11 protein-coding genes are annotated in these 19,740 nt (G+C 46.5%); 6 read left to right on the top strand and 5 right to left on the bottom strand.

The features are described 5' to 3' along the window. Nucleotides 1-226: 226 nt before the first annotated feature. Nucleotides 227-3,673: an isoleucine--tRNA ligase gene (gene ileS / locus PMG71_RS14120; protein WP_430541014.1), complete on the bottom strand. Its 3,447-nt coding sequence runs from the start codon at nucleotides 3,671-3,673 to the stop codon at nucleotides 227-229. 143 nt (nucleotides 3,674-3,816) lie between these two features. After that, a complete protein-coding gene (locus PMG71_RS14115) occupies nucleotides 3,817-4,953 on the bottom strand; it encodes a Ycf66 family protein (RefSeq protein WP_283754340.1) in 1,137 nt (378 codons plus the stop codon). A 171-nt stretch (nucleotides 4,954-5,124) separates the two neighbouring features. Between PMG71_RS14115 and gnd the strand changes: the two genes are divergently transcribed. Both gnd and PMG71_RS14105 read left to right on the top strand, forming a co-directional pair. Further along, nucleotides 5,125-6,543 (top strand): decarboxylating NADP(+)-dependent phosphogluconate dehydrogenase, encoded by a 1,419-nt coding sequence (gnd, locus tag PMG71_RS14110; protein WP_283754339.1) that lies wholly within the window; start codon nucleotides 5,125-5,127, stop codon nucleotides 6,541-6,543. Between the two features lie 199 nt (nucleotides 6,544-6,742). After that, on the top strand, nucleotides 6,743-12,127 hold the full coding sequence (locus PMG71_RS14105) for a trifunctional serine/threonine-protein kinase/ATP-binding protein/sensor histidine kinase (protein ID WP_283754338.1): 5,385 nt from the start codon (nucleotides 6,743-6,745) through the stop codon (nucleotides 12,125-12,127). 103 nt (nucleotides 12,128-12,230) lie between these two features. Here the strand turns inward: PMG71_RS14105 and hisA are convergent, their stop codons facing one another. Further along, entirely contained in the window at nucleotides 12,231-13,004 is a 774-nt protein-coding gene (gene hisA, locus PMG71_RS14100; RefSeq protein WP_283754337.1) for a 1-(5-phosphoribosyl)-5-[(5-phosphoribosylamino)methylideneamino]imidazole-4-carboxamide isomerase, read from the bottom strand. Nucleotides 13,005-13,067: 63 nt separating this feature from the next. Further along, the gene (locus PMG71_RS14095; RefSeq protein WP_347179288.1) at nucleotides 13,068-13,919 is read right to left on the bottom strand and encodes an Npun_R2479 family HD domain-containing metalloprotein; all 852 of its coding nucleotides are present in this window, start codon (nucleotides 13,917-13,919) and stop codon (nucleotides 13,068-13,070) included. A gap of 373 nt (nucleotides 13,920-14,292) precedes the next feature. Between PMG71_RS14095 and fbp the strand changes: the two genes are divergently transcribed. From fbp to opcA, 3 genes are all read left to right on the top strand, one after another. Continuing rightward, complete coding sequence (gene fbp / locus PMG71_RS14090) at nucleotides 14,293-15,333, top strand: class 1 fructose-bisphosphatase (RefSeq protein ID WP_283754335.1); 1,041 nt, start codon at nucleotides 14,293-14,295, stop codon at nucleotides 15,331-15,333. Between the two features lie 41 nt (nucleotides 15,334-15,374). Next, the gene (gene zwf / locus PMG71_RS14085; protein ID WP_283754334.1) at nucleotides 15,375-16,904 is read left to right on the top strand and encodes a glucose-6-phosphate dehydrogenase; all 1,530 of its coding nucleotides are present in this window, start codon (nucleotides 15,375-15,377) and stop codon (nucleotides 16,902-16,904) included. A 161-nt stretch (nucleotides 16,905-17,065) separates the two neighbouring features. Beyond that, entirely contained in the window at nucleotides 17,066-18,400 is a 1,335-nt protein-coding gene (opcA, locus tag PMG71_RS14080) for a glucose-6-phosphate dehydrogenase assembly protein OpcA (protein WP_283754333.1), read from the top strand. A gap of 69 nt (nucleotides 18,401-18,469) precedes the next feature. Here the strand turns inward: opcA and PMG71_RS14075 are convergent, their stop codons facing one another. Beyond that, nucleotides 18,470-18,877 (bottom strand): acyl-CoA thioesterase, encoded by a 408-nt coding sequence (locus tag PMG71_RS14075; protein WP_283754332.1) that lies wholly within the window; start codon nucleotides 18,875-18,877, stop codon nucleotides 18,470-18,472. Nucleotides 18,878-18,882: 5 nt separating this feature from the next. Between PMG71_RS14075 and PMG71_RS14070 the strand changes: the two genes are divergently transcribed. Further along, the gene (locus PMG71_RS14070) at nucleotides 18,883-19,740 is read left to right on the top strand and encodes a tetratricopeptide repeat protein (RefSeq protein ID WP_283754331.1); all 858 of its coding nucleotides are present in this window, start codon (nucleotides 18,883-18,885) and stop codon (nucleotides 19,738-19,740) included.

Below are 19,740 nucleotides of genomic sequence, written 5' to 3'. Positions count from 1 at the left end.
GTCCGATTGTTCATGTCCGCGAAGCGGAAATACCATGATTAAAAACTTAGGGAGCGAGACGCTCCCACTCCAGCAATATCAAGGGATTAGAGGAGTGCGGGCATCTTGCCCGCTTCTTCACCCTTTATCCGGACTTGATATTATCCATTCCCAGATTAGTTTTAACCAAAGGAAAATGAAACCCCCCTGCTTAATAAGCAGGGGGGAAGAGGAAAACCCCTACCCCTTAAAACTCCCCATCTAAGGCAGAAACGCACCGCTCGCAGAGGGTTGGATGTTCGGCGCTTTCGCCAACATGGGTGGAATAGTTCCAGCAGCGATCGCATTTTTCACCCTCTGCTTTCACGACACCAATCCCTAGAGTCTCAGTGACTGCTTTATGCTCAAGTCCTTCTACCGCCTTGAGATTGTCTACCAGTTCTACCTGGGAAGTAATGAATAGATAGCGCAATTCATCCACTCCATTGCCGATAGTGACATCTTCTGGAGTCTCCGATGGCGCTTCTACACTGAGGTCACTGAGTGGAGTCGAAGTGACCTCTTCTGCAACCGGTTCGGATGCTTTTCCGGTTCCCATAAACTCTTGTACTGCGGTATTCACCTGACTCAACAGCGCAGAACGCTCTTGGGCATAAAGGAGTCGTTGGCGCACAAACCAGATGGTATAGATAATGCCCACCAGTTCCAACAGTAAGGAGATGATCGGCAATTTCAGCATCGATTGAGCCGTTGTCCAGCCTACATTGACCGTTACTGCTCCACCGACTAAGACGAATAGAGTTAAGAAGGCGCGGGGATAATCTTTTACCCACTGCCGCCATTGTTTCCACCATCGAGTGGCAACTGCGGTTAATTCGCCTAAAGATCCTGGTTCCGTAGGGGCAGGTTCACCCAGATCTGGGTTGGAAGAGCCAACCTTTTCTGAACCCGCCCCTACCACGGGTTGCGGTTGCGGTTTGAGGGCAACGGAGAGTTCAGGATTAAACGCTTCTAACTGTTCCCGGAACTTGGCATCGGCGACATAAAGCAAGACTTTCGCTTCTAGAGCCGAGCCGATCGCCTTCGCATTTCTTGCCCCTTCTAACACCTTATTCACTTCTGTGCGAATTTGGCGCAATTTTGTCCATTTTTGGGCTAGGGGGGGATTATGCCAATAGGGTTCAGTGACTAACCATCCCGCCTGAAAGACCGACTCATGGGGGGTTTTGTAGGGCAGATTTTGCCAGATATCTTCCGCCATGTGGGAGAGTACGGGAGCGATCGCCCGTGCTAGGTTTTCCACGGCGATCGCCAGCACTGTCTGACAACTGCGGCGACGCTTACCATTTTCGCCACTGATATAGAGCCGATCCTTGGCAATATCCAAATAGAAGTTAGACAAATCTACCACGCAGAAATTCTGCACGGTTTGGAAGAAGCGGAAAAACTGATAACTTTCAAATGCTTCCGTCACTTGGGCGAACACTTCCCCCATGCGATGCAACATATACTGGTCTAACTCTGGCATTTCCTCATAGGGGATGCGATCGCGCTCCGGATCGAAATCATATAAATTCCCCAACAGGAACCGGGACGTATTGCGGATCTTGCGATACACATCCCCCAACTGTCTCAGAATCGTCTTACCAATGGGCACATCGGAAGAATAATCCACCGAAGACACCCACAGACGCAGCACATCCGCCCCATAGGGGGGGGCTTCCTTCTGATTTTTACCCCCGTTAATAATCTCATAGGGATCGACCACATTACCCAGAGACTTACTCATCTTCCGTCCCTGTTCATCCAGAGCAAACCCATGGGTTAAAACACTCTTATAGGGAGCCATCCCTTGAGTTGCCACACTGGTGAGCAAACTAGACTGGAACCAACCCCGGTGCTGATCGGAGCCTTCTAAATACAGATCTACCGGATACTTCAACTCTTTCCGCGATGCCGCTACCCCTGCCCAAGAACAACCGGAATCAAACCACACATCCATGGTATCCATGCCTTTGCGGTAGTTCTTCGCCTCTTTCTGGTATTTGGGCGGTAATAACTCCTCTACCGATAGAGTCCACCAAGCATCAGAACCTTGCTCGCGGATAATGGCTTTCACATGGTCGATGGTTTCTTGGGTTAACAGCACTTCTCTGGTTTCTTGATGGTAGAAGACTGGAATGGGTACGCCCCAACTCCGTTGTCTGGAAATACACCAGTCCGATCGCTCCGCAACCATGGAAGTAATCCGATTTTCGCCAGAAGCAGGAATCCATTTGACCGAGGCGATCGCCTCTAAAGCCGTTTCCCGGAACTTATCCACCGAAGCAAACCATTGCTCCGTTGCCCGGAAAATCGTCGGTTTTTTCGTGCGCCAATCATAGGGATACTTATGCACATAGGGGGATTGCTTGATTAATGCACCCGCTTCCGTCAAGGCTTCAATGATTGCTGGATTCGCATCTTTTAGCACATTTAATCCTGCAAATTTACCCGCCAATTCCGTCAGATCGCCGGCATCATTCACCGGCGATAACACCGGCAGTCCATAGCGTTGACCGACAATAAAATCATCTTGACCATGGCCAGGGGCAGTATGAACCAATCCCGTACCGGACTCCGTAGTAACATAATCGCCACCAATCACAATGGGAGACTCCCGGTTAAATAAAGGATGTTGATAGGTGCAATGCTCCAGATCTTGCCCCTTGACTTTCGCCTTCGGGGTTAGCTTCACGTCCAATTCTTCTGATAAGCGGGCGATCGCCCCTTCTGCAACTAAAATATACTTGGGAAGACTCACTTTACCCGTATTTCCCGGCTCATCATCACTTCCTTTCGCAAATCCTTTCCCTTTGGTCTTCTTCGCTGTTGCTTTACCCCAAGGGGTTTCCACCACCGCATAAGTCAACTCTGGATTCACTGCTACCGCCAAATTCCCCGGAATTGTCCAAGGAGTTGTCGTCCAAATTGCTACTCCCAGATCCGCCATAAACGGATTAAGTTCAGCAAACACCCCATCATTGAGATGCACCATGCGGAACACCCCATAGATACTATCGGAGGTATGGCCTTCCGGGTACTCCAACTCAGCCTCAGCCAGAGCAGTGCGAGAACTGGGACTCCAATGAACCGGTTTCAGGCCTCGATAAATATAACCCTTCAGCACCATTTGCCCAAACACCTCAATTTGGGCCGCCTCATATTCCGGAGTCAGGGTTAAATAGGGGTTCTGCCAATTTCCCCAAATCCCATAGCGCTTAAAACTTGCTCGCTGTTCATCAACGGTTTTTTGGGCAAACTCGGCTGCTTTTTGGCGCAGGGTAATGGGGGTTAACTGCTTGCGCTCGTCAGCTTTCATCGCTTGAAGCACCTTTAGTTCAATCGGCAGTCCATGACAGTCCCACCCCGGCACATAGCGGACTTTATGGCCTTGCAGCAACTTGTACTTATTGATAATATCCTTAAGGATTTTATTCAACGCATGGCCCATATGCAGAGAACCATTGGCGTAGGGCGGCCCATCATGGAGAATGAACAAATCCCCTGGATTGTCTTGGGAGAGCTTTTCATAAATTTGATGCTCTGCCCAAAATTTTTGCAGTTCCGGCTCTTTTTTGGTGGAATTTGCCCGCATATCAAAGCCAGTTTTGGGCAAATTGACGGTGGTTTTATAGTCTTTTGCTGCTGTCACGGTGCTATTGGGAAGGGTTAGGGACAAAAGGGTTATGAGTCTGTAGTCAGATTTTAACAGGGAAGTCGATCGGCTTTAAGAGGCGATCGCATCCCTGACCTAAATTTTACGGGCATTTATCTGCGTTTTTTGCCTCTGCAAGACTAAGAACGAGAGGGTTTATTCTCCTGAGCATCTGTCGATTCGGGTTCAGTGTCCTCATCGGTTTCTGGCTCCGCTTTTTCACCTGCTATAGAGGATTCCACCCCCTCTTCTTCGGTCGTCTCAGCAGACTCTGAATCGGTCTCCGGCAAGTCTGAACCTGAAGGAGCGGGAATTTCATCATTTTTTGGCTCAGAAGGATCTTCTGGGTTAATTTCTGCCTCTTGTACTATTTCCGGCTCAGGAGTGGCTGGAGTTTCCGCTACCGGTTCCTCTGTGCTTTCGGGTTCTGAGGGTTCTGGGGTTGGAGTCGAGAATTCTGGCTCTTCTGGCGTAAAGATTTCTTCATCTGAAGAGGGAGTTTCCTCCGGTTTGGATTTTTGGAATCGACTTTTAATACCATTAAACAGGCCCAATAACCCCGATAGGGTTTTAGATTTAGGCTGTGGAGCAGTGGCCGAAGGTGAAGGAATGGGAGATTCAGTAACGACCGGTTCAGCAGATTCCTCAAATTCGTCAGGTTCTGGCGCAGATTCTATCGTACTCTCATGAGGAGCATCTGGGGCGATCGCCTCCTTATCCTCTACTTCCTCTGTCAGCTCTGTTTCCGACTCCGATTCCACAGACTCTTGCACCTCTTCAGATTCCGGCTCAGGTTCTGGGCTTTCCGACTCGGAAATAGGCATTTCTCCAGGAGTCGATTCATTTTCTACAGGAGCAGAAGTTTCTAATAGTGCTTCCTCTGGCTCAACAGTAGTCCTAGTCTCTGGAGCCTCAGCCGTAGGCACAGCCCCTTCTGGAGCCGGAGACCGCTTCAAGAAACGATTCAGAGCGCCCAACCCATTCTGCTTTAACTGTTCCACCTCCACAGGAGTTTGCTCGCTTGAAGGAGTAGATTGGCGACGCAACGTTAAGGTTTCCCAACCCAAATACAACAGCAAAGGAACAGCCGCCATTTGGCCCAGCATCACCGCACCCGTAAACCGTCCGGCACAAAACCAGAGGGTGAGAGCATACAGAAAACCTAACCCACTCCAGATAAAATCACTTTTGCGCCGATAAACCTCTGGAAAAAAGAAGAAAGCCATATAAAAAGCGAAACTTCCCAAACCAACGGCCAATGCCAGAATTCGTGCCATGTCTGCTGAACCCTCTGTTACTAATTCTCTGTTTACAGCCTACAGGGTCATTTTACCGTGACGGCCCAGACTTAATATCTTCTTTACGGGACTATTTTATAGATCGGGCTAACCTTGTAGATAATTTGCTGTTACAGCAAGCAATTGTTGGTTACACGAGTATACAAACATATGACACAGCCAAGTTTTGGTCTAATCGGCCTTGCGGTTATGGGTGAAAACCTAGCCCTAAATGTAGAACGCAATGGCTTTCCCGTAACGGTTTATAACCGCACTTATGCCAAAACGGAAGAGTTTATGGCCACCAGAGCCAAGGGCAAGAATTTTTTAGCCGCCCAAACCCTGGAAGAGTTTGTGCAAAAACTCGCTCGCCCGCGCAAAATTTTGATTATGGTAAAAGCGGGTAAACCCGTTGATGCAGTGATCGATAGTCTCAAGCCCTTACTCGAAGAAGGGGATATGATCATCGATGGGGGTAACTCTCTCTATGAAGATACCGAACGGCGCACCAAAGATCTCGAAGCCTGTAACCTAGGGTTTGTAGGCATGGGAGTCAGTGGCGGTGAAGAAGGAGCGCTCAATGGCCCCAGTTTAATGCCAGGGGGAACCCCAGACGCTTACAAAGAATTAGAACCCATTGTGACGAAAATTGCGGCCCAAGTCGATGATGGCCCTTGTGTGACGTTTATTGGTAAGGGGGGAGCGGGCCATTATGTGAAAATGGTTCACAATGGCATTGAGTATGGCGATATGCAGCTCATTGCCGAAGCCTATGATTTGCTTAAAAATGCCGTAGGTTTAAGCAATCCCGAACTCCATGAAGTGTTTAAGGAATGGAACGAAACCGAGGAACTCAATTCCTTTCTGATTGAGATTACCAGGGATATCTTTACCAAAATCGATCCCGATACTAACCAGCATGTCATCGATTTAATTGTAGATGCAGCCGGTCAAAAAGGCACGGGACGATGGACGGTGGTCACTTCTCTGGAATTAGGCGTGAGTATTCCTACCATTACCGCAGCCGTGAATGCGCGGATTATGTCTTCCTATAAGGAGGAGCGGGTAGCAGCTTCTCAGGAGTTAACGGGGCCCAGTGGCCAGTATGAGGGAGACCTAAAGGCATTTATTCCTAAGATTCGGGATGCTCTCTATTGCTCGAAAATGTGTTCCTATGCTCAGGGGATGGCGCTGCTGAGTAAGGCTTCTCAGGAGTTTGGTTATGAGTTAAATCTGAGCGAAATTGCCCGCATTTGGAAAGGCGGATGTATTATTCGAGCGGGCTTCTTGGATAAGATCAAGGTAGCCTTTAAGGATAATCCCAGTTTGCCCAATTTGTTGCTTGCTCCTGAGTTTAAGCAGAGTATTCTAGACCGTCAGCAAGCTTGGCGGGAAGTTTTGGCTCTGGCTTGTCAGTTGGGGATTCCGGTTCCGGCTTTTAGTGCGTCTTTGGACTACTTTGATAGTTATCGTCGGGCGACTTTACCCCAGAATTTGACTCAAGCGCAACGGGATTTCTTTGGCGCTCATACCTATGAGCGCATTGATAAACCGAGAGGGGAGTTTTTCCACAGTCAGTGGATGGAATAGAGCCATGGTGTGGGGGCGAAGAATTTTTCGCCCCCACAGGAGTGTCTAATGGTGCAGGATCAGCGCCCATGACTGTATTTTGCTAAATTGGTGAGGTAATCTTGATCTAGGGTAGGTGCGATCGCCTCTGGTCGCCTGCTTCTTTTCTACCCAGAGTATCTTATCCGTACTTCCCCAAAGCAATTTAGAGTATTTGATTATGATCAATCTAAGCGGCTACCAAATTCTTGCCAAGATCTATGAAAGTGACAAAACAGTAGTCTATCGGGGTTGTCAACAAAAAAGTAATCTGCCCGTGATCTTGAAGGTGCTAAAGGAAGATTATCCCACAGTAGAGGAGAGAAATCGATACCAACAAGAATTTGAACTCCTCAATCGCCTCAATCTCGACAGCGTGGTGAAGGCTTATGCTCTAGAAACCTATAAGAATTCTTTAGTCATGGTTTTAGAGGATTTTGGTGGAGAATCCTTAAAACAATTATTGGCTTCTCAAAAATTTACGCTTTTAGGCTTTCTGAACTTAGCTATCCGAATTGTTAAAAGTCTCGGAGATTTGCATCAAGCCAATATTATTCATAAAGATATCAATCCTGCCAATATTGCTTTTAATCCTGCCACTGGACAAGTTAAACTGGTTGATTTAAGTATCTCTACAATTTTTAACCGAGAAGCTCCGTTATCCAGCCATGCTCCCACCATTGAAGGAACCTTAGCGTATATGTCTCCGGAGCAAACCGGAAGACTCAATCGCAGTTTAGATTATCGCACAGATTTTTACTCTTTGGGCACTACATTTTATGAACTGCTGACCCACAAGCTTCCCTTTGAAGCCAATGAAACCATGGAACTCATCCATTGTCACATTGCTAAACAACCCATCGCTCCCCATGTAGTGAATCCGGAAATACCCCCAGTTGTATCAGATTTGGTGATGAAATTATTAGCCAAAAATGCAGAAGATCGCTATCAAAGCAGTTGGGGATTACTTGCAGATTTAGAGCGGTGTTTAGTCAACCGGAAAGAAAATGATTCTATTGATTTCTTCCCCCTAGGGGAACAAGATATTTCCGATAAGTTTAAGATTCCCGAAAAGCTCTACGGACGGGATAAAGAAATTGATACCCTATTAGCCGCTTTTGAGCGGGTAGCCAATGGGCAAAAAGAGTTTATGCTAGTGAGTGGGTATTCTGGCATCGGAAAATCGGCTTTAGTCCAAGAAATTTATAAACCAATCACCCGCAGAAATGGCTATTTTATTTTGGGTAAGTTCGATCAGTTTCAGCGCAGTATTCCTTATTTTGCTATTGTTAAAGCCTTTTCAGAATTGGTGAATTTGTTGCTCACTGAAAGCGAACAAAAACTGAAGGTATGGAAAGAGAAGCTCTTAGAAGCATTTGGCCCAAATGGTCAAATCATTATTGATGTCATTCCAGAAATTGAATATATTATCGGCCCCCAACCTCCCGTTCTAGAATTAGGGCCAACAGAATCTCAAAATCGATTTAATTTAGTCTTTCAAAATTTCGTGCGTATTTTTTGCGCCCCCGAACATCCCTTAGTAATGTTCTTAGATGACTTACAATGGGCTGATTCTGCAACTCTAAAATTAATTGAGCTAATGCTGACTGAAGGAGAAGTTCAAAACTTCTTCTTGATTGGAGCTTATCGCGATAATGAAGTGAGTCCGAGCCATCCCTTGATTATGATGCTAGATTCTTTGCGGATTCAGTCGGTGACGATTAATCAAATTCACTTAGAAAATCTTAATCTGAATCAAATTCGGCAACTGATTTCGGAGACGTTACATCAAGCTCAAGGGTTAGTTAGACCTTTAGCAGAGTTGGTGAAAAACAAAACGGCTGGAAATCCATTTTTTGTCAATGAATTCCTCAAGACTTTGTATCAAGAAAAGCTCCTGACTTTTGTGCCTCCTCAGCCAGATATCATGGGTGGCTGGTCTTGGAATTTGGCGGAAATTGAGTCCATGAGTATTACAGAAAATGTGGTGGACTTGATGATTGGGAAGTTGCGAAAACTCCCAGAAAAAACCCAGGACGTTTTAAGATTATCAGCCTGCTTAGGAAATCAATTTGATTTAAATACCTTATCCTTGATTTATGAAAAGGAATCCTACGGAACATTTCAAGATTTATTACCGGCAATTGAGGAAAAAATGATCCAACCAAATTCGGGTAGGGAATTGGTGGATTTAGATTTAGTCACGGCTCCATTATTAATCTTGAATTATAAGTTTTCCCACGATCGCGTGCAACAGGCAGCCTATGCTTTAATTGATGATACGGATAAGAAAGCAGTGCATCTGAAAATTGGTCGGATGCTTTTAGAGAGAACACCGGTTGAATATCGCAGTGAACGCATTTTTGAGTTGGTCGATCATATGAATGTGGGTCGATCTTTAATTACTGAGCATGAAGAAATTTTGGAATTAGCTCAATTGAATTTGGAGGCTGGAAAACGGGCGAAAGATGCTACCGCGTTTGTGGCTGCTTCCCAATATCTAAAAGAGGCAATGAGTCGTTTACCGGATAATATTTGGCAGTTGGATCATAATTTTGCTTTTGCCTTATATAAAGAGCGGGCAGATGTGGAGTATCTGAATGGTAATTTTGCGGAATCAGAAGCTTTAACCTCTGAAGTGTTATCCCAGGTTGACTCTGATTTTGAGAAGGCGGAAATTTACAATATTCTGTTAATTCAAAATACGTTAAGAGGTCAATATCAAAAAGCGGTAGAAGTAGGACGTATAGCTCTAGGGTTGTTAGGAATAGAGTTACCTACTGAACATTTAGATCGGGTGATTCCCCAGGAGTTGGAAAAAGCGGGTCAAGCGTTAGGAAATCGGCCGATTTTAGAGTTACTGGATCAACCTTTAATGGAGGATTCAGTTAGCCAAATGAAGGTGAAGTTATTGAATAATTTAGCACCCCCAACTTATATGCTCAATATCCAGTTGTGGACGCTGATGATTCTGACGGGTGCAAGGTTGGTTTTAGAGGAGGGATATACCCCAGAAGTGGGTTTCTTTTTGCCGACTTATGGCATTTTGTTGGTGAATTTGTTTGGAGAGTACAGAAATGCGTATGATTTGGGCCGGGTTGCCTATCAACTTAATCAAAAGTGGGGACATCCGACTTATAAAGCTGGAGTTTGTTTAGTTAGCACTTTAAATTATTGGTTTAATCCCATGAAAGAGTCAACGGCTTTAGGAAATGAAGCATATCAGTCTGCATTGGATTCTGGTGATTTAATGTATGCGGGGTATGTGCTGCATAATCAGTCGATTAATTTCTTTGTGCAGGGTAAACCGGTTAATGAGATTCTAGAAGAAATTCCTAAGTATTTACCCTTTGCACAGAAAACGGAAAATCAATTGGTTACGGAGATTTTACTCGGTTTACAGTTGGTATTGCATAATTTAGATGCTCAAACGGATGAGCCGTTAAATTTTGATGGCCCTAGTTTAACTGAAGCGGAATATGTTGCTCTTTGTCAGCAAAATCAGAATCTGTTTGCTCTGTGTATTTATCAGATTTTCAAGATGCAAACGTTATATATTTATGGCAATCTAGAGGCAGCATTAGCTCTGAGTAAGCAGATTTCGGAGCAACTTCAGTTGATTCTGGGGACTGTGCCGGTAACTGAGTATAATTTTTATTCATCATTGGTGTATCTATCGGCTTGTGACGGGGTAGAGGAGGATGAAAAAGAGGTTCTTTTAAGTAAGGTGAGAAAGAATCAGAATCAGTTAAAGATTTGGTCTGAAAATTGTGCGGCGAATTTTTTGCCTAAGTATTTATTGGTAGAGGCGGAATTGGCTCGTGTGAAAAATGACTTTCAGTTGGCGATCGATCTTTACGATCGCGCGATCGCCGTAGCAACTGAGCATGAGTTAATTGCAGTTCAAGCTTTAGGAAATGAACGGGCGGCTGATTTTTGGCTGCAAAACAATAAGTTTTCTTATGCTCTGGTGCATTTACGAGAAGCTTACTATAATTACCAGAAATGGGGAGTTAAGCGCAAGGTTGAATCTCTGCAATTAGAATATCCTCAATTAGCAGCGAAATTGAGCCAACCTACGGAAGCTTTAGATGTGAATAAAACTATTCACACCTCGACCAACTCAATTTCGAGTAGTCTGGATTTAAATACGGTTCTCAAAGCGTCTCAAGCTATTTCTAGTGAGATTGTTTTAGATAAGCTTTTAGGCAATTTAATGAAAATCTTGATTGAAAATGCGGGAGCGCAATCGGGATTTCTATTGCTCCCCAAAGAGGGTAAGTTACTGATTTCTGCTTCAGCATCTGTCGATGAGGAAGCGATGATTAATTCGGAATCTAAAGTCCTAGAAACCAGTGAAGAATTACCGGTTAGCGTCATTAACTATGTGGAGCGATCGCTCTCAGATGTGGTCTTAAGTCATGCCTGTCAAGAGGGTCAGTTTACCAATGATCCGTATATTATTAAACATAAAGTTAAGTCAATTCTCTGTATTCCCATTGTCAGCCAAGGGCAACTGATCAGCATCCTCTATTTAGAGAATAACCTGACAACGGATGCCTTTACTGGCGATCGCATTGAAGTGCTGCAAGTTTTATCCTCCCAAGCGGCGATCGCCCTCGATAACGCCCTCCTCTATGCCTCCGTGGAGCAAAAAGTACAAGAGCGCACCCAAGAATTAAACGAGAAAAATCAAGATTTATCCCAAACCCTAGAAGAGCTACAACGGACGCAAGCTCAACTGATTCAAACCGAAAAAATGTCTGGTTTAGGTCAAATGGTTGCCGGGGTTGCCCATGAAATCAATAATCCGGTCAGCTTTATTTATGGGAACCTCGCCCCCGCTACCGAATATGTACAAGATTTACTCGCCCTGATCGATCTCTATCAAACCCATTACCCGAACCCCGTCGAAGAAATCGAAGAACTTATTGAAGATATCGATCTCGAATTTATTAGCGAAGACTTAAAAAATCTCCTGAATTCGATGCAAGTGGGAGCCGAACGCATCCGGAATATCATCCTCTCTCTGCGAAACTTCTCCCGACTCGATGAAGCGGATAAAAAACCGGTTAATCTTCATGATGGACTTGATAGTACCCTGCTCATTTTGCAAAATCGCTTCAAAGAATCGGGCAATGAGAAAGAAATTAAAATTATTAAAGAGTATGGCAATTTACCCTTAGTCAATTGCTATGCTTCCCAACTGAATCAAGTGTTTATGAATCTACTCACCAATGCTTGTGATGCGATGCAAGATCAACGCAGTGTAGAAGCCTCAGATCGACACCCTTCGATTACCGTTTCCACGCAAGTGAGCGATCGCCAATCCGTTGAAATCAGTATCGCCGATAATGGCCCAGGCATGACCGAGGAAACTATCCAAAAAATATTTAATCCCTTCTATACGACTAAACCCGTGGGTTCCGGAACCGGTTTAGGCTTGTCCATCAGTTATCAAATCGTGGTGGAAAAACATAGCGGACAACTCAGGTGTGTTTCTCAGCCGGGAGAAGGGGCTAAGTTTATTGTAGAAATTCCCTTACGCCCAGTTGAGGAGGAATAATATCAAGTCCGGTTTCCGCAAGCGGACATGAAAATTTGTTAAGAAGCGGGCATCTTTCCCGCTTCTCTTTTCCCATTCACCGGACTTAGATTTTGAATTGCTTTTACGCCATTGCTGAAGAATCCAAATCCGGAGGCACATCCTGCCAACGACCGGGCCCGATCGCCTGGAGCGCTTCTTTCAGCACCACATCCCCCGTATACAACGCCTTACCCACAATCACCCCAGTCACCCCCAAACGCTCTAGGGCCAACAAACTGAGCAAATCCGTCACACTACTGACTCCACCGGAAGCAATCACCGGCACATTCACGGCTTCCGCCACTTCTCGCAAAGCCGGAATATTCGGCCCCTTCAGGGTTCCATCCCGGTGAATATCCGTATAAATAATGCCATAAACCCCCATTTGGGCACATTGTTGGGCTAATTCAATCCCCGAAATCGTCGAAGTTTCCAACCATCCCCTCGTTGCCACCTTACCCTCGCGGGCATCAATACCCACCATAATTTGCCCTGGAAACTCCTGACAGAGCTGTTGGACAAGTTCGGGATTTTCCACCGCCACCGTGCCTAGAATCGCCTGTTTGACCCCAGTAGAGAGCAAATTGGCTACCCCTGCATAGTTTCGCAAGCCGCCCCCCACTTGTACCGGAATCGGGATCGATTGGGCGATCGCCCGAATGACCTCCAAATTCACCGACTGTCCCGACTTCGCGCCATCGAGATCCACCACATGCAAGCGTTTTGCGCCCTGAGAAAACCATTGTTGGGCGATCGCCACCGGATTTTCATCAAACACCTGACTTTGCTCATAATCCCCCTGGTACAAGCGCACACAGTTTCCCTGGAGCAAATCAATTGCCGGAATCACATCCATAACTTATTCTCCTAACACCTCAAAATCCCCTCTATCCTACCTTAATACTCCCTCTAGCATCCCTCAAACAAACCGATCCGTTTGCGCCTCATGTTCCACCCGAAAAACATTCGCATACAAATTAGCAATCACCTGCTTTCCTTCCTGAGTCAACTTCAAATGATTCAACGAAGGCCTAATATAAGGAGAAACAACATTCCAGAAAAACGCCGGATAATTATTCCGCAAATCCCCAGGATTTTCATACCCCAACTGTTTATTCGCCCCATTTTCCTCAAACTCATAAAACAGCGCCGGAATCTTCTGCAAATACTGCGGATCGCTCAACTGACCAATCAAATCCGCCCCCCGAACCAAACCCGGATAATTCGCCGTATCCACATGATCTTCATCCTTCGGAACCGGAAAACGAGTCAGCTCAATATTGCGTTTAATTTCCTCTGCATCAATTAATTTATGACCCCCAAACCGCTCATCAATAAACCGCTTCCCCCGGTCAACATGATAAGGCGTAAGTGCCGCATCCGTTGCCCCTGGCAGCAAATTAACCATACTATTATCAATTCCCGAATCATACAACCGTTCTGAATGCTTATCCTGACGACAAACCCCCTTAATATAGCCAATATCATGACAGAGCAAAGAAATCATAAAATGGAGCCAATCCTCTGCCGAAACTCCACCTTCCCGAATATGTTTTCCCCGTAGAATTTCTTGCCCCACCAACGTTACAAAAATCGTATGTTCCACATTATGATAAAGGGCATCACTATTGGCAATATTCTCTAGGGCCATACTCCCGGCCCAAACGATAATATCCGCATAATCAGGTTTATAGCCACCATAAGTTCGCTGGTAACCTTCACGAATTTTTACTAAAAATTCATTAATGACAACAGAAGTCAGATTTAACATTAGAGTCTTTGAGGACGTGCATTCATCTGGTGTGGGATCTTGATTAAAATTATAAAGGATAACTTGAACCATCGGTCAGAGGGTTTAAAACCCAATCAATACCCAGAAACTCTTAAGAACGATCCTCCCCTCAGAACCGCTCAGTAGGCGATCGCCATTTGCAAGCAAGAATTACTTCTCTTTTTTCAGAATTAATCCCGTCAATCTCCCCCAAAATTGCCTTACCCCAATCCGCCCTGACCATTTCTGTAATTCACCTTAAGCTTACAGCCATTGCCCAACAGCATTCCTTAACATAATCAAAAAGCTTCATATCAACGACCTCCGACCCTTGCGGTCACCCCTGTCCATTGCTCCAAGAGGAACCTAATCCATGGCCGATGCCCATGTCGAAGTTGCCCAAGAACATGCCCTAGACCGGGATTGTACCACCCTATCCCGTCATGTCCTCCAACAACTACACAGCTTTTCCCCAGACGCTCAAGACCTCAGTGCGATCATGAATCGCATTGCCCTAGCCGGAAAACTCATTTCCCGTCGTCTATCCAGAGCTGGACTGATGGATAACGTTCTCGGCTTCACAGGAGAAACCAACATCCAAGGGGAATCCGTCAAAAAAATGGATGTCTACGCCAACGACGTATTCATCAGCGTCTTCAAACAAAGCGGCCTCGTCTGTCGCCTCGCCTCCGAGGAAATGGAAAAACCCTATTACATCCCCGAAAACTGCCCCATCGGTCGCCATACCCTCATTTATGACCCCATCGACGGCTCCTCCAACGTCGATACCAACCTCAATGTCGGCTCCATCTTCTCCATCCGCCAACAAGAAGGCATGGACTTAGATGCCAGTGCCTCCGACCTCCTCCAAAATGGGCACAAACAAATCGCCGCCGGTTATATCCTCTATGGCCCCAGCACCATACTCGTCTATTCCGTCGGCAATGGAGTTCATGCCTTCAACCTAGACCCCAGTTTAGGAGAATTCATCCTCAGCCGAGAAAACATCCAAATCCCCAGCCATGGAGCCGTCTACAGCCTGAATGAAGGTAATTTTTGGCAATGGGATGAACCCATCCGGGACTACGTGCGCTATGTTCATCGCCATGAAGGATACACCGCTCGCTATGGGGGAGCCTTAGTCGGTGATTTTCATCGCATTCTCTTCCAGGGAGGAGTCTTTTTGTATCCTGGAACTCTGAAAAAACCCGAAGGTAAACTACGATTACTCTATGAATCCGCTCCCCTAGCCTTTCTAGCTGAACAAGCCGGAGGCCGAGCCAGTACAGGGACTCAAGACATCTTAGAGGTCATCCCTAAAGAACTGCACGCTAGGACTCCTCTGATTATTGGCTCCCCAGAAGATGTGGCATTAGCCGAATCTTTCCTCAACCGTGCCTCAGACCTAAAATAAGCCCACTAGACTTAGACCCAACTATTGCCGATTAACTCTCTATGGTTACACTCACAGAAAACCCTCTGCGCGTTGGACTGCAACAAGACCGCATTCCTGAACCCCAGATTTTAATTATTTTTGGTGCATCTGGAGACCTCACCCAACGCAAATTAGTCCCGGCTCTCTACCAGATGAAATTAGAGAGACGACTGCCCCCTGAATTAACGATTGTGGGGGTGGCTCGTCGCGAATGGAGCCATGACTTTTTTCGGGAGCATATGCGCGAAGGCGTAGAAGAATTTGGCGGCGGCCTTCAGTCAGAAGAGTTGTGGAAGGAGTTTGCTCAAGGACTGTTTTACTGTCCTGGAGATATTGATAACCCGGAAAGTTATCAACAGCTCAAAGCTTTTCTGGAAGAACTCGATAGCCAACGGGGAACTCGCGGCAACCGGGTTTTTTATCTGTCGGTTGCCCCTCGCTTCTTTGGGGAAGCCACCCAACAGTTGGGGAATGCGGGGATGTTAGACGATCCCAGTAAGCAACGGTTGGTGATTGAAAAGCCCTTTGGCCGAGATTTGGGGAGCGCTCGGACTCTAAATCGGGTGGTGACTCAAGTCTGTGATGAAAAGCAGGTGTACCGCATTGACCATTATTTGGGTAAGGAAACGGTACAAAATTTGTTGGTGTTTCGGTTTGCCAATGCGATTTTTGAACCCCTGTGGAATCGCCAGTTTATTGACCATGTGCAAATTACGGTGGCGGAAATGGTCGGCTTAGAAGGACGGGCTGGCTATTATGAAACCTCTGGGGCGCTGCGGGATATGGTGCAAAATCATTTGATGCAGTTGTTTTCCTTGACGGCGATGGAACCGCCGAATTCTTTGGATGCTGATAGTATTCGCAATGAGAAGGTGAAGGTGGTACAGGCCACTCATTTGGCGGATTTGAGTAATTTAGATGCTTGTGCGGTTCGAGGTCAATATACGTCGGGTTGGAGTAGAGGTAAGCCGGTTCCGGGATACCGGGATGAGGAAGGGGCAAGTCCGGATTCAGTGACTCCTACTTATGCGGCGCTGAAGTTGAATATTGATAATTGGCGCTGGAAGGGGGTTCCGTTCTATTTGCGGACGGGGAAACGGATGCCGAAAAAGGTTTCGGAGATTGCGATTCAGTTTAAGGAAGTGCCTTATTTGATGTTCCAGTCGGCGGCCAAACAGGCGAATCCGAATGTGCTGGCGATGCGTATTCAGCCGAATGAGGGGATTTCGATGCGCTTTGAGGTGAAAACGCCGGGGAGTTCTTTGCGGACGAGATCGGTTGATATGGATTTTGGCTACGATCGCGCTTTTGGTCAAGCGAATACGGATGCCTATAGCCGCTTGTTGATCGATTGTATGTTAGGTGACCAGACTCTGTTTACTCGCGGGGATGAGGTGGAAGCCTCTTGGCGAGTGCTAACTCCGGTATTAGATGTTTGGGATGCTCCCGCTCCTCCGGAAGCGATTCCCCTGTATGAGGCGGGGACGTGGGAACCGGTGGAGGCAGAGTTATTGCTGAACCGAGATGGCCGCCGGTGGCGCAGACTTTAGAGAGTTCATACAACAAATTATAGTGAGTTACCAACACTTGGCCCCCTCATCCCCTAGCCCCTTCTCCCGCAGGAGAAGGGGAATAGGAAGTGAAAGTCCCTCTCCCTGGGGAGAGGGATTTAGGGAGAGGGCTTTTCCTGTTCCATTACCTATTACTCATCATGACTTCTACTCCAATTGTTACGTTACAAAAACCCAAGGATATCTCTCTAGGAGAGATTGAGGCGGAACTGAATAAGATTTGGTTGAGCCAAAATACAGGCAAAGCCAGCCCAGTGGCCACAAGAGCGGCGACGTTTAGTATGGTGATCTATGAGCCGGAGGAATTCCAACAGTTGTTGGCTGGTTTGGGGTTCTATAGTGGCTGTATTGATGGTATTAATGGCCCGATGATGAAGGATGCGGTGCGTGAGGCTCAGATCGCCTATGGTTTGAGGGTTAACAGTCGCATTGATGGGGAGACGCTAGACCGTTTGCGCGAGAAGTATAGCAAGCGATCGCCCTCCCAAACTACCCAGTTTAGTAATGTGGATTTGCGGGGATCGAGTGTCAGTGAGGCGATCGCCTCCCAAAATCCCTGTCGGATCATTACCCTCTGTCCCGTTTTAGGAGAAGATCGAGGGGTGAGTGCCCAAGTTTCTGCCTATTGTCCCATTCAAAAAAGTAGTAGCAGTAGCACCTTGGTGTGTTGTGAATACATTACCCTGCGAGGGACAAAGGAAGCTTTAGAGCGCGTTAAAGACCTGATTTCTTCCCTCTTAATTCCCGATTTACCCAAGTTTGTTTGGTGGAAAGCCACCCCTAACCCAGAACAACCTCTATTTCAGCACTTAGCTGAACAAGCCAATTGTATTGTGGTCGATTCCTGCTATTTCAGCGATCCGGCTTCAGAATTACTGAAAATTCATGAGTTGATCGAATCGGAAACCTATATTGCTGACCTCAATTGGCATCGCTTTTACCCCTGGCAAGAATTAACGGCTGCTGCCTTTGATCCTCCAGAGCGCCGAAATTCTCTAGGGGATATCGATCAGGTGACCATTGACTATGAAAAAGGTAATGATGCCCAAGCTTTGATGTTTTTGGGATGGTTAGCCAGTCGTCTCGATTGGCAACCGATCGCTTATCATAATGAAGGGGGTGATTATGATATTAAACGGATTGAATTTTCGGGGCCAGAAAATAAGAAAATTCAGGTGGAGTTAGCGGGTATTCCGACGGCTGACTGGGGTGAAATTCCAGGGGATTTAGTCGGAGTTTTACTCAATTCTAGTAATCCTAATGCCAATTGTTGCACAATTTTGTGTTCGGAAATGACTGGCTGTATGCGGATGGAAGCCGGTGGCAGTGCCAGTAATAGTCGTACTGAACAGGTGACTGCGGTGACGGATCAGAAGGCAGAAGAGATGATGAGTCAACAGTTGCAACGCTGGGGACGAGATGTTTTATATGAGGAAAGTTTGGCAGTGACTGCCCAGATTCTGAAGTTGCGATAAGGTACAGCCCTCACCCCCAACCCCCTCTCCCACGGGAGAGGGCGGCTCAATAAATTTTCGTAGAAACAGTCATTCATTTGACCATTGATCAAGCCAGTTGAGTAAGAATTTTGGTACAGCTTGCCTGGTGCGCTGGTGAGCATCAATGCAGACATGGCGAGTCATGGCTTTAGCGGCGACGCGATCGCCCACTTTGATCGTATAATTAATTTCATATCGTTCTGGATCTAAAAGTACCGGTACTAATTCAATTTCTAGGGAATCTCCACAAGTCAAAGGGCGATAAAAATCGGCTTCACTATGAATAATGGGAAAGGCTATCTTCGGTTGACAAAAGAACTTCTTTAAGTCAATTCCAGCAGCAGCTAAAGAGGCTTCATAGGCTTCATGACAAAACTGAAACAGATGGGCAAAATAAACGACACCAGCAGCATCGGTTTCTGCAAAGCGAACGGTTCGAGTATAGTGAAAGGTCATGGGCAATGATCCCTGAAAATTGGCGGGGTTCCGATCGCGGCGATCGCTTCACGATCTATGTTAAACTCATAACTCAACTGAACCAAAACTCGGCGTTGACCTACCATTATTTAGGGGATGCTTTGGTAGAATGTCAGCAGTGGGAAGAGGCGATCGCCGCCTATAGCCGTGCCTTAGAATTAGATCCAGAGCGATCTGGCATGGAGGAAAAGCTGGCTTATGCCTTTCGAGAACGAGCCAGATTAGATTTAGAACGAGCTGCCCATTGGTATCTTAAAGCCATGCAAGCCAACCCTGAATCCTCTCAAAACCCAGAAGCCTTTCTAGAGTTCAAACCCCATAAACCTGACATCTACTTGCATTGGGGGAACTGGTTAGTCGAACAGCAGCGAACCGATGAAGCCATTTCTATCTATCAGATGGCGATCGCTACCTTCCCCGCTCATGCAGAGATTTACTTCCGGTTAGGCAAAGCTTGGGAGCAAAAATCAGACTCCCAACAGGCGATCGCTGCATACCAAAGAGCGCTGGCGATCGATCCTAATCATGCTTGGTCACACCATCATATGGGGGATATTTTAGCCGCACAAGGTCAACAGAGCCAAGCCCTAGCCCACTACACCCGCGCTATTGAAACTAATCCTTCTCCCTCATTCTGGCACTACCATAATCTAGCCAGAGTGCAACTGAGCCAAGGAGACTATGAGGGGACAATGGACTCCTATCGCCAAGCCATTGAACTTAATCCCAACTATTCCTGGCTACACAAAAACTTAGGAGATCTATTGGCAGCACAGGGGCAAACCGATGAAGCCACCCTCTGTTATCGTCGAGCTATTAAACTGCAACCGCCCATTTTCTGA

Source organism: Roseofilum acuticapitatum BLCC-M154 (assembly GCF_030068475.1).
Lineage (GTDB): Bacteria > Cyanobacteriota > Cyanobacteriia > Cyanobacteriales > Desertifilaceae > Roseofilum > Roseofilum acuticapitatum.
This window is presented reverse-complemented; position numbering and strand designations above follow the sequence as displayed.

Coding starts and splice junctions, on each gene's coding strand:
- PMG71_RS14115 (WP_283754340.1), bottom strand. CDS start 4,953: ATGGCACGAATTCTGGCATTGGCCGTTGGTTTGGGAAGTTTCGCTTTT.
- gnd (WP_283754339.1), top strand. CDS start 5,125: ATGACACAGCCAAGTTTTGGTCTAATCGGCCTTGCGGTTATGGGTGAA.
- PMG71_RS14105 (WP_283754338.1), top strand. CDS start 6,743: ATGATCAATCTAAGCGGCTACCAAATTCTTGCCAAGATCTATGAAAGT.
- hisA (WP_283754337.1), bottom strand. CDS start 13,004: ATGGATGTGATTCCGGCAATTGATTTGCTCCAGGGAAACTGTGTGCGC.
- PMG71_RS14095 (WP_347179288.1), bottom strand. CDS start 13,919: ATGTTAAATCTGACTTCTGTTGTCATTAATGAATTTTTAGTAAAAATT.
- fbp (WP_283754335.1), top strand. CDS start 14,293: ATGGCCGATGCCCATGTCGAAGTTGCCCAAGAACATGCCCTAGACCGG.
- zwf (WP_283754334.1), top strand. CDS start 15,375: ATGGTTACACTCACAGAAAACCCTCTGCGCGTTGGACTGCAACAAGAC.
- opcA (WP_283754333.1), top strand. CDS start 17,066: ATGACTTCTACTCCAATTGTTACGTTACAAAAACCCAAGGATATCTCT.
- PMG71_RS14075 (WP_283754332.1), bottom strand. CDS start 18,877: ATGACCTTTCACTATACTCGAACCGTTCGCTTTGCAGAAACCGATGCT.
- PMG71_RS14070 (WP_283754331.1), top strand. CDS start 18,883: ATGATCCCTGAAAATTGGCGGGGTTCCGATCGCGGCGATCGCTTCACG.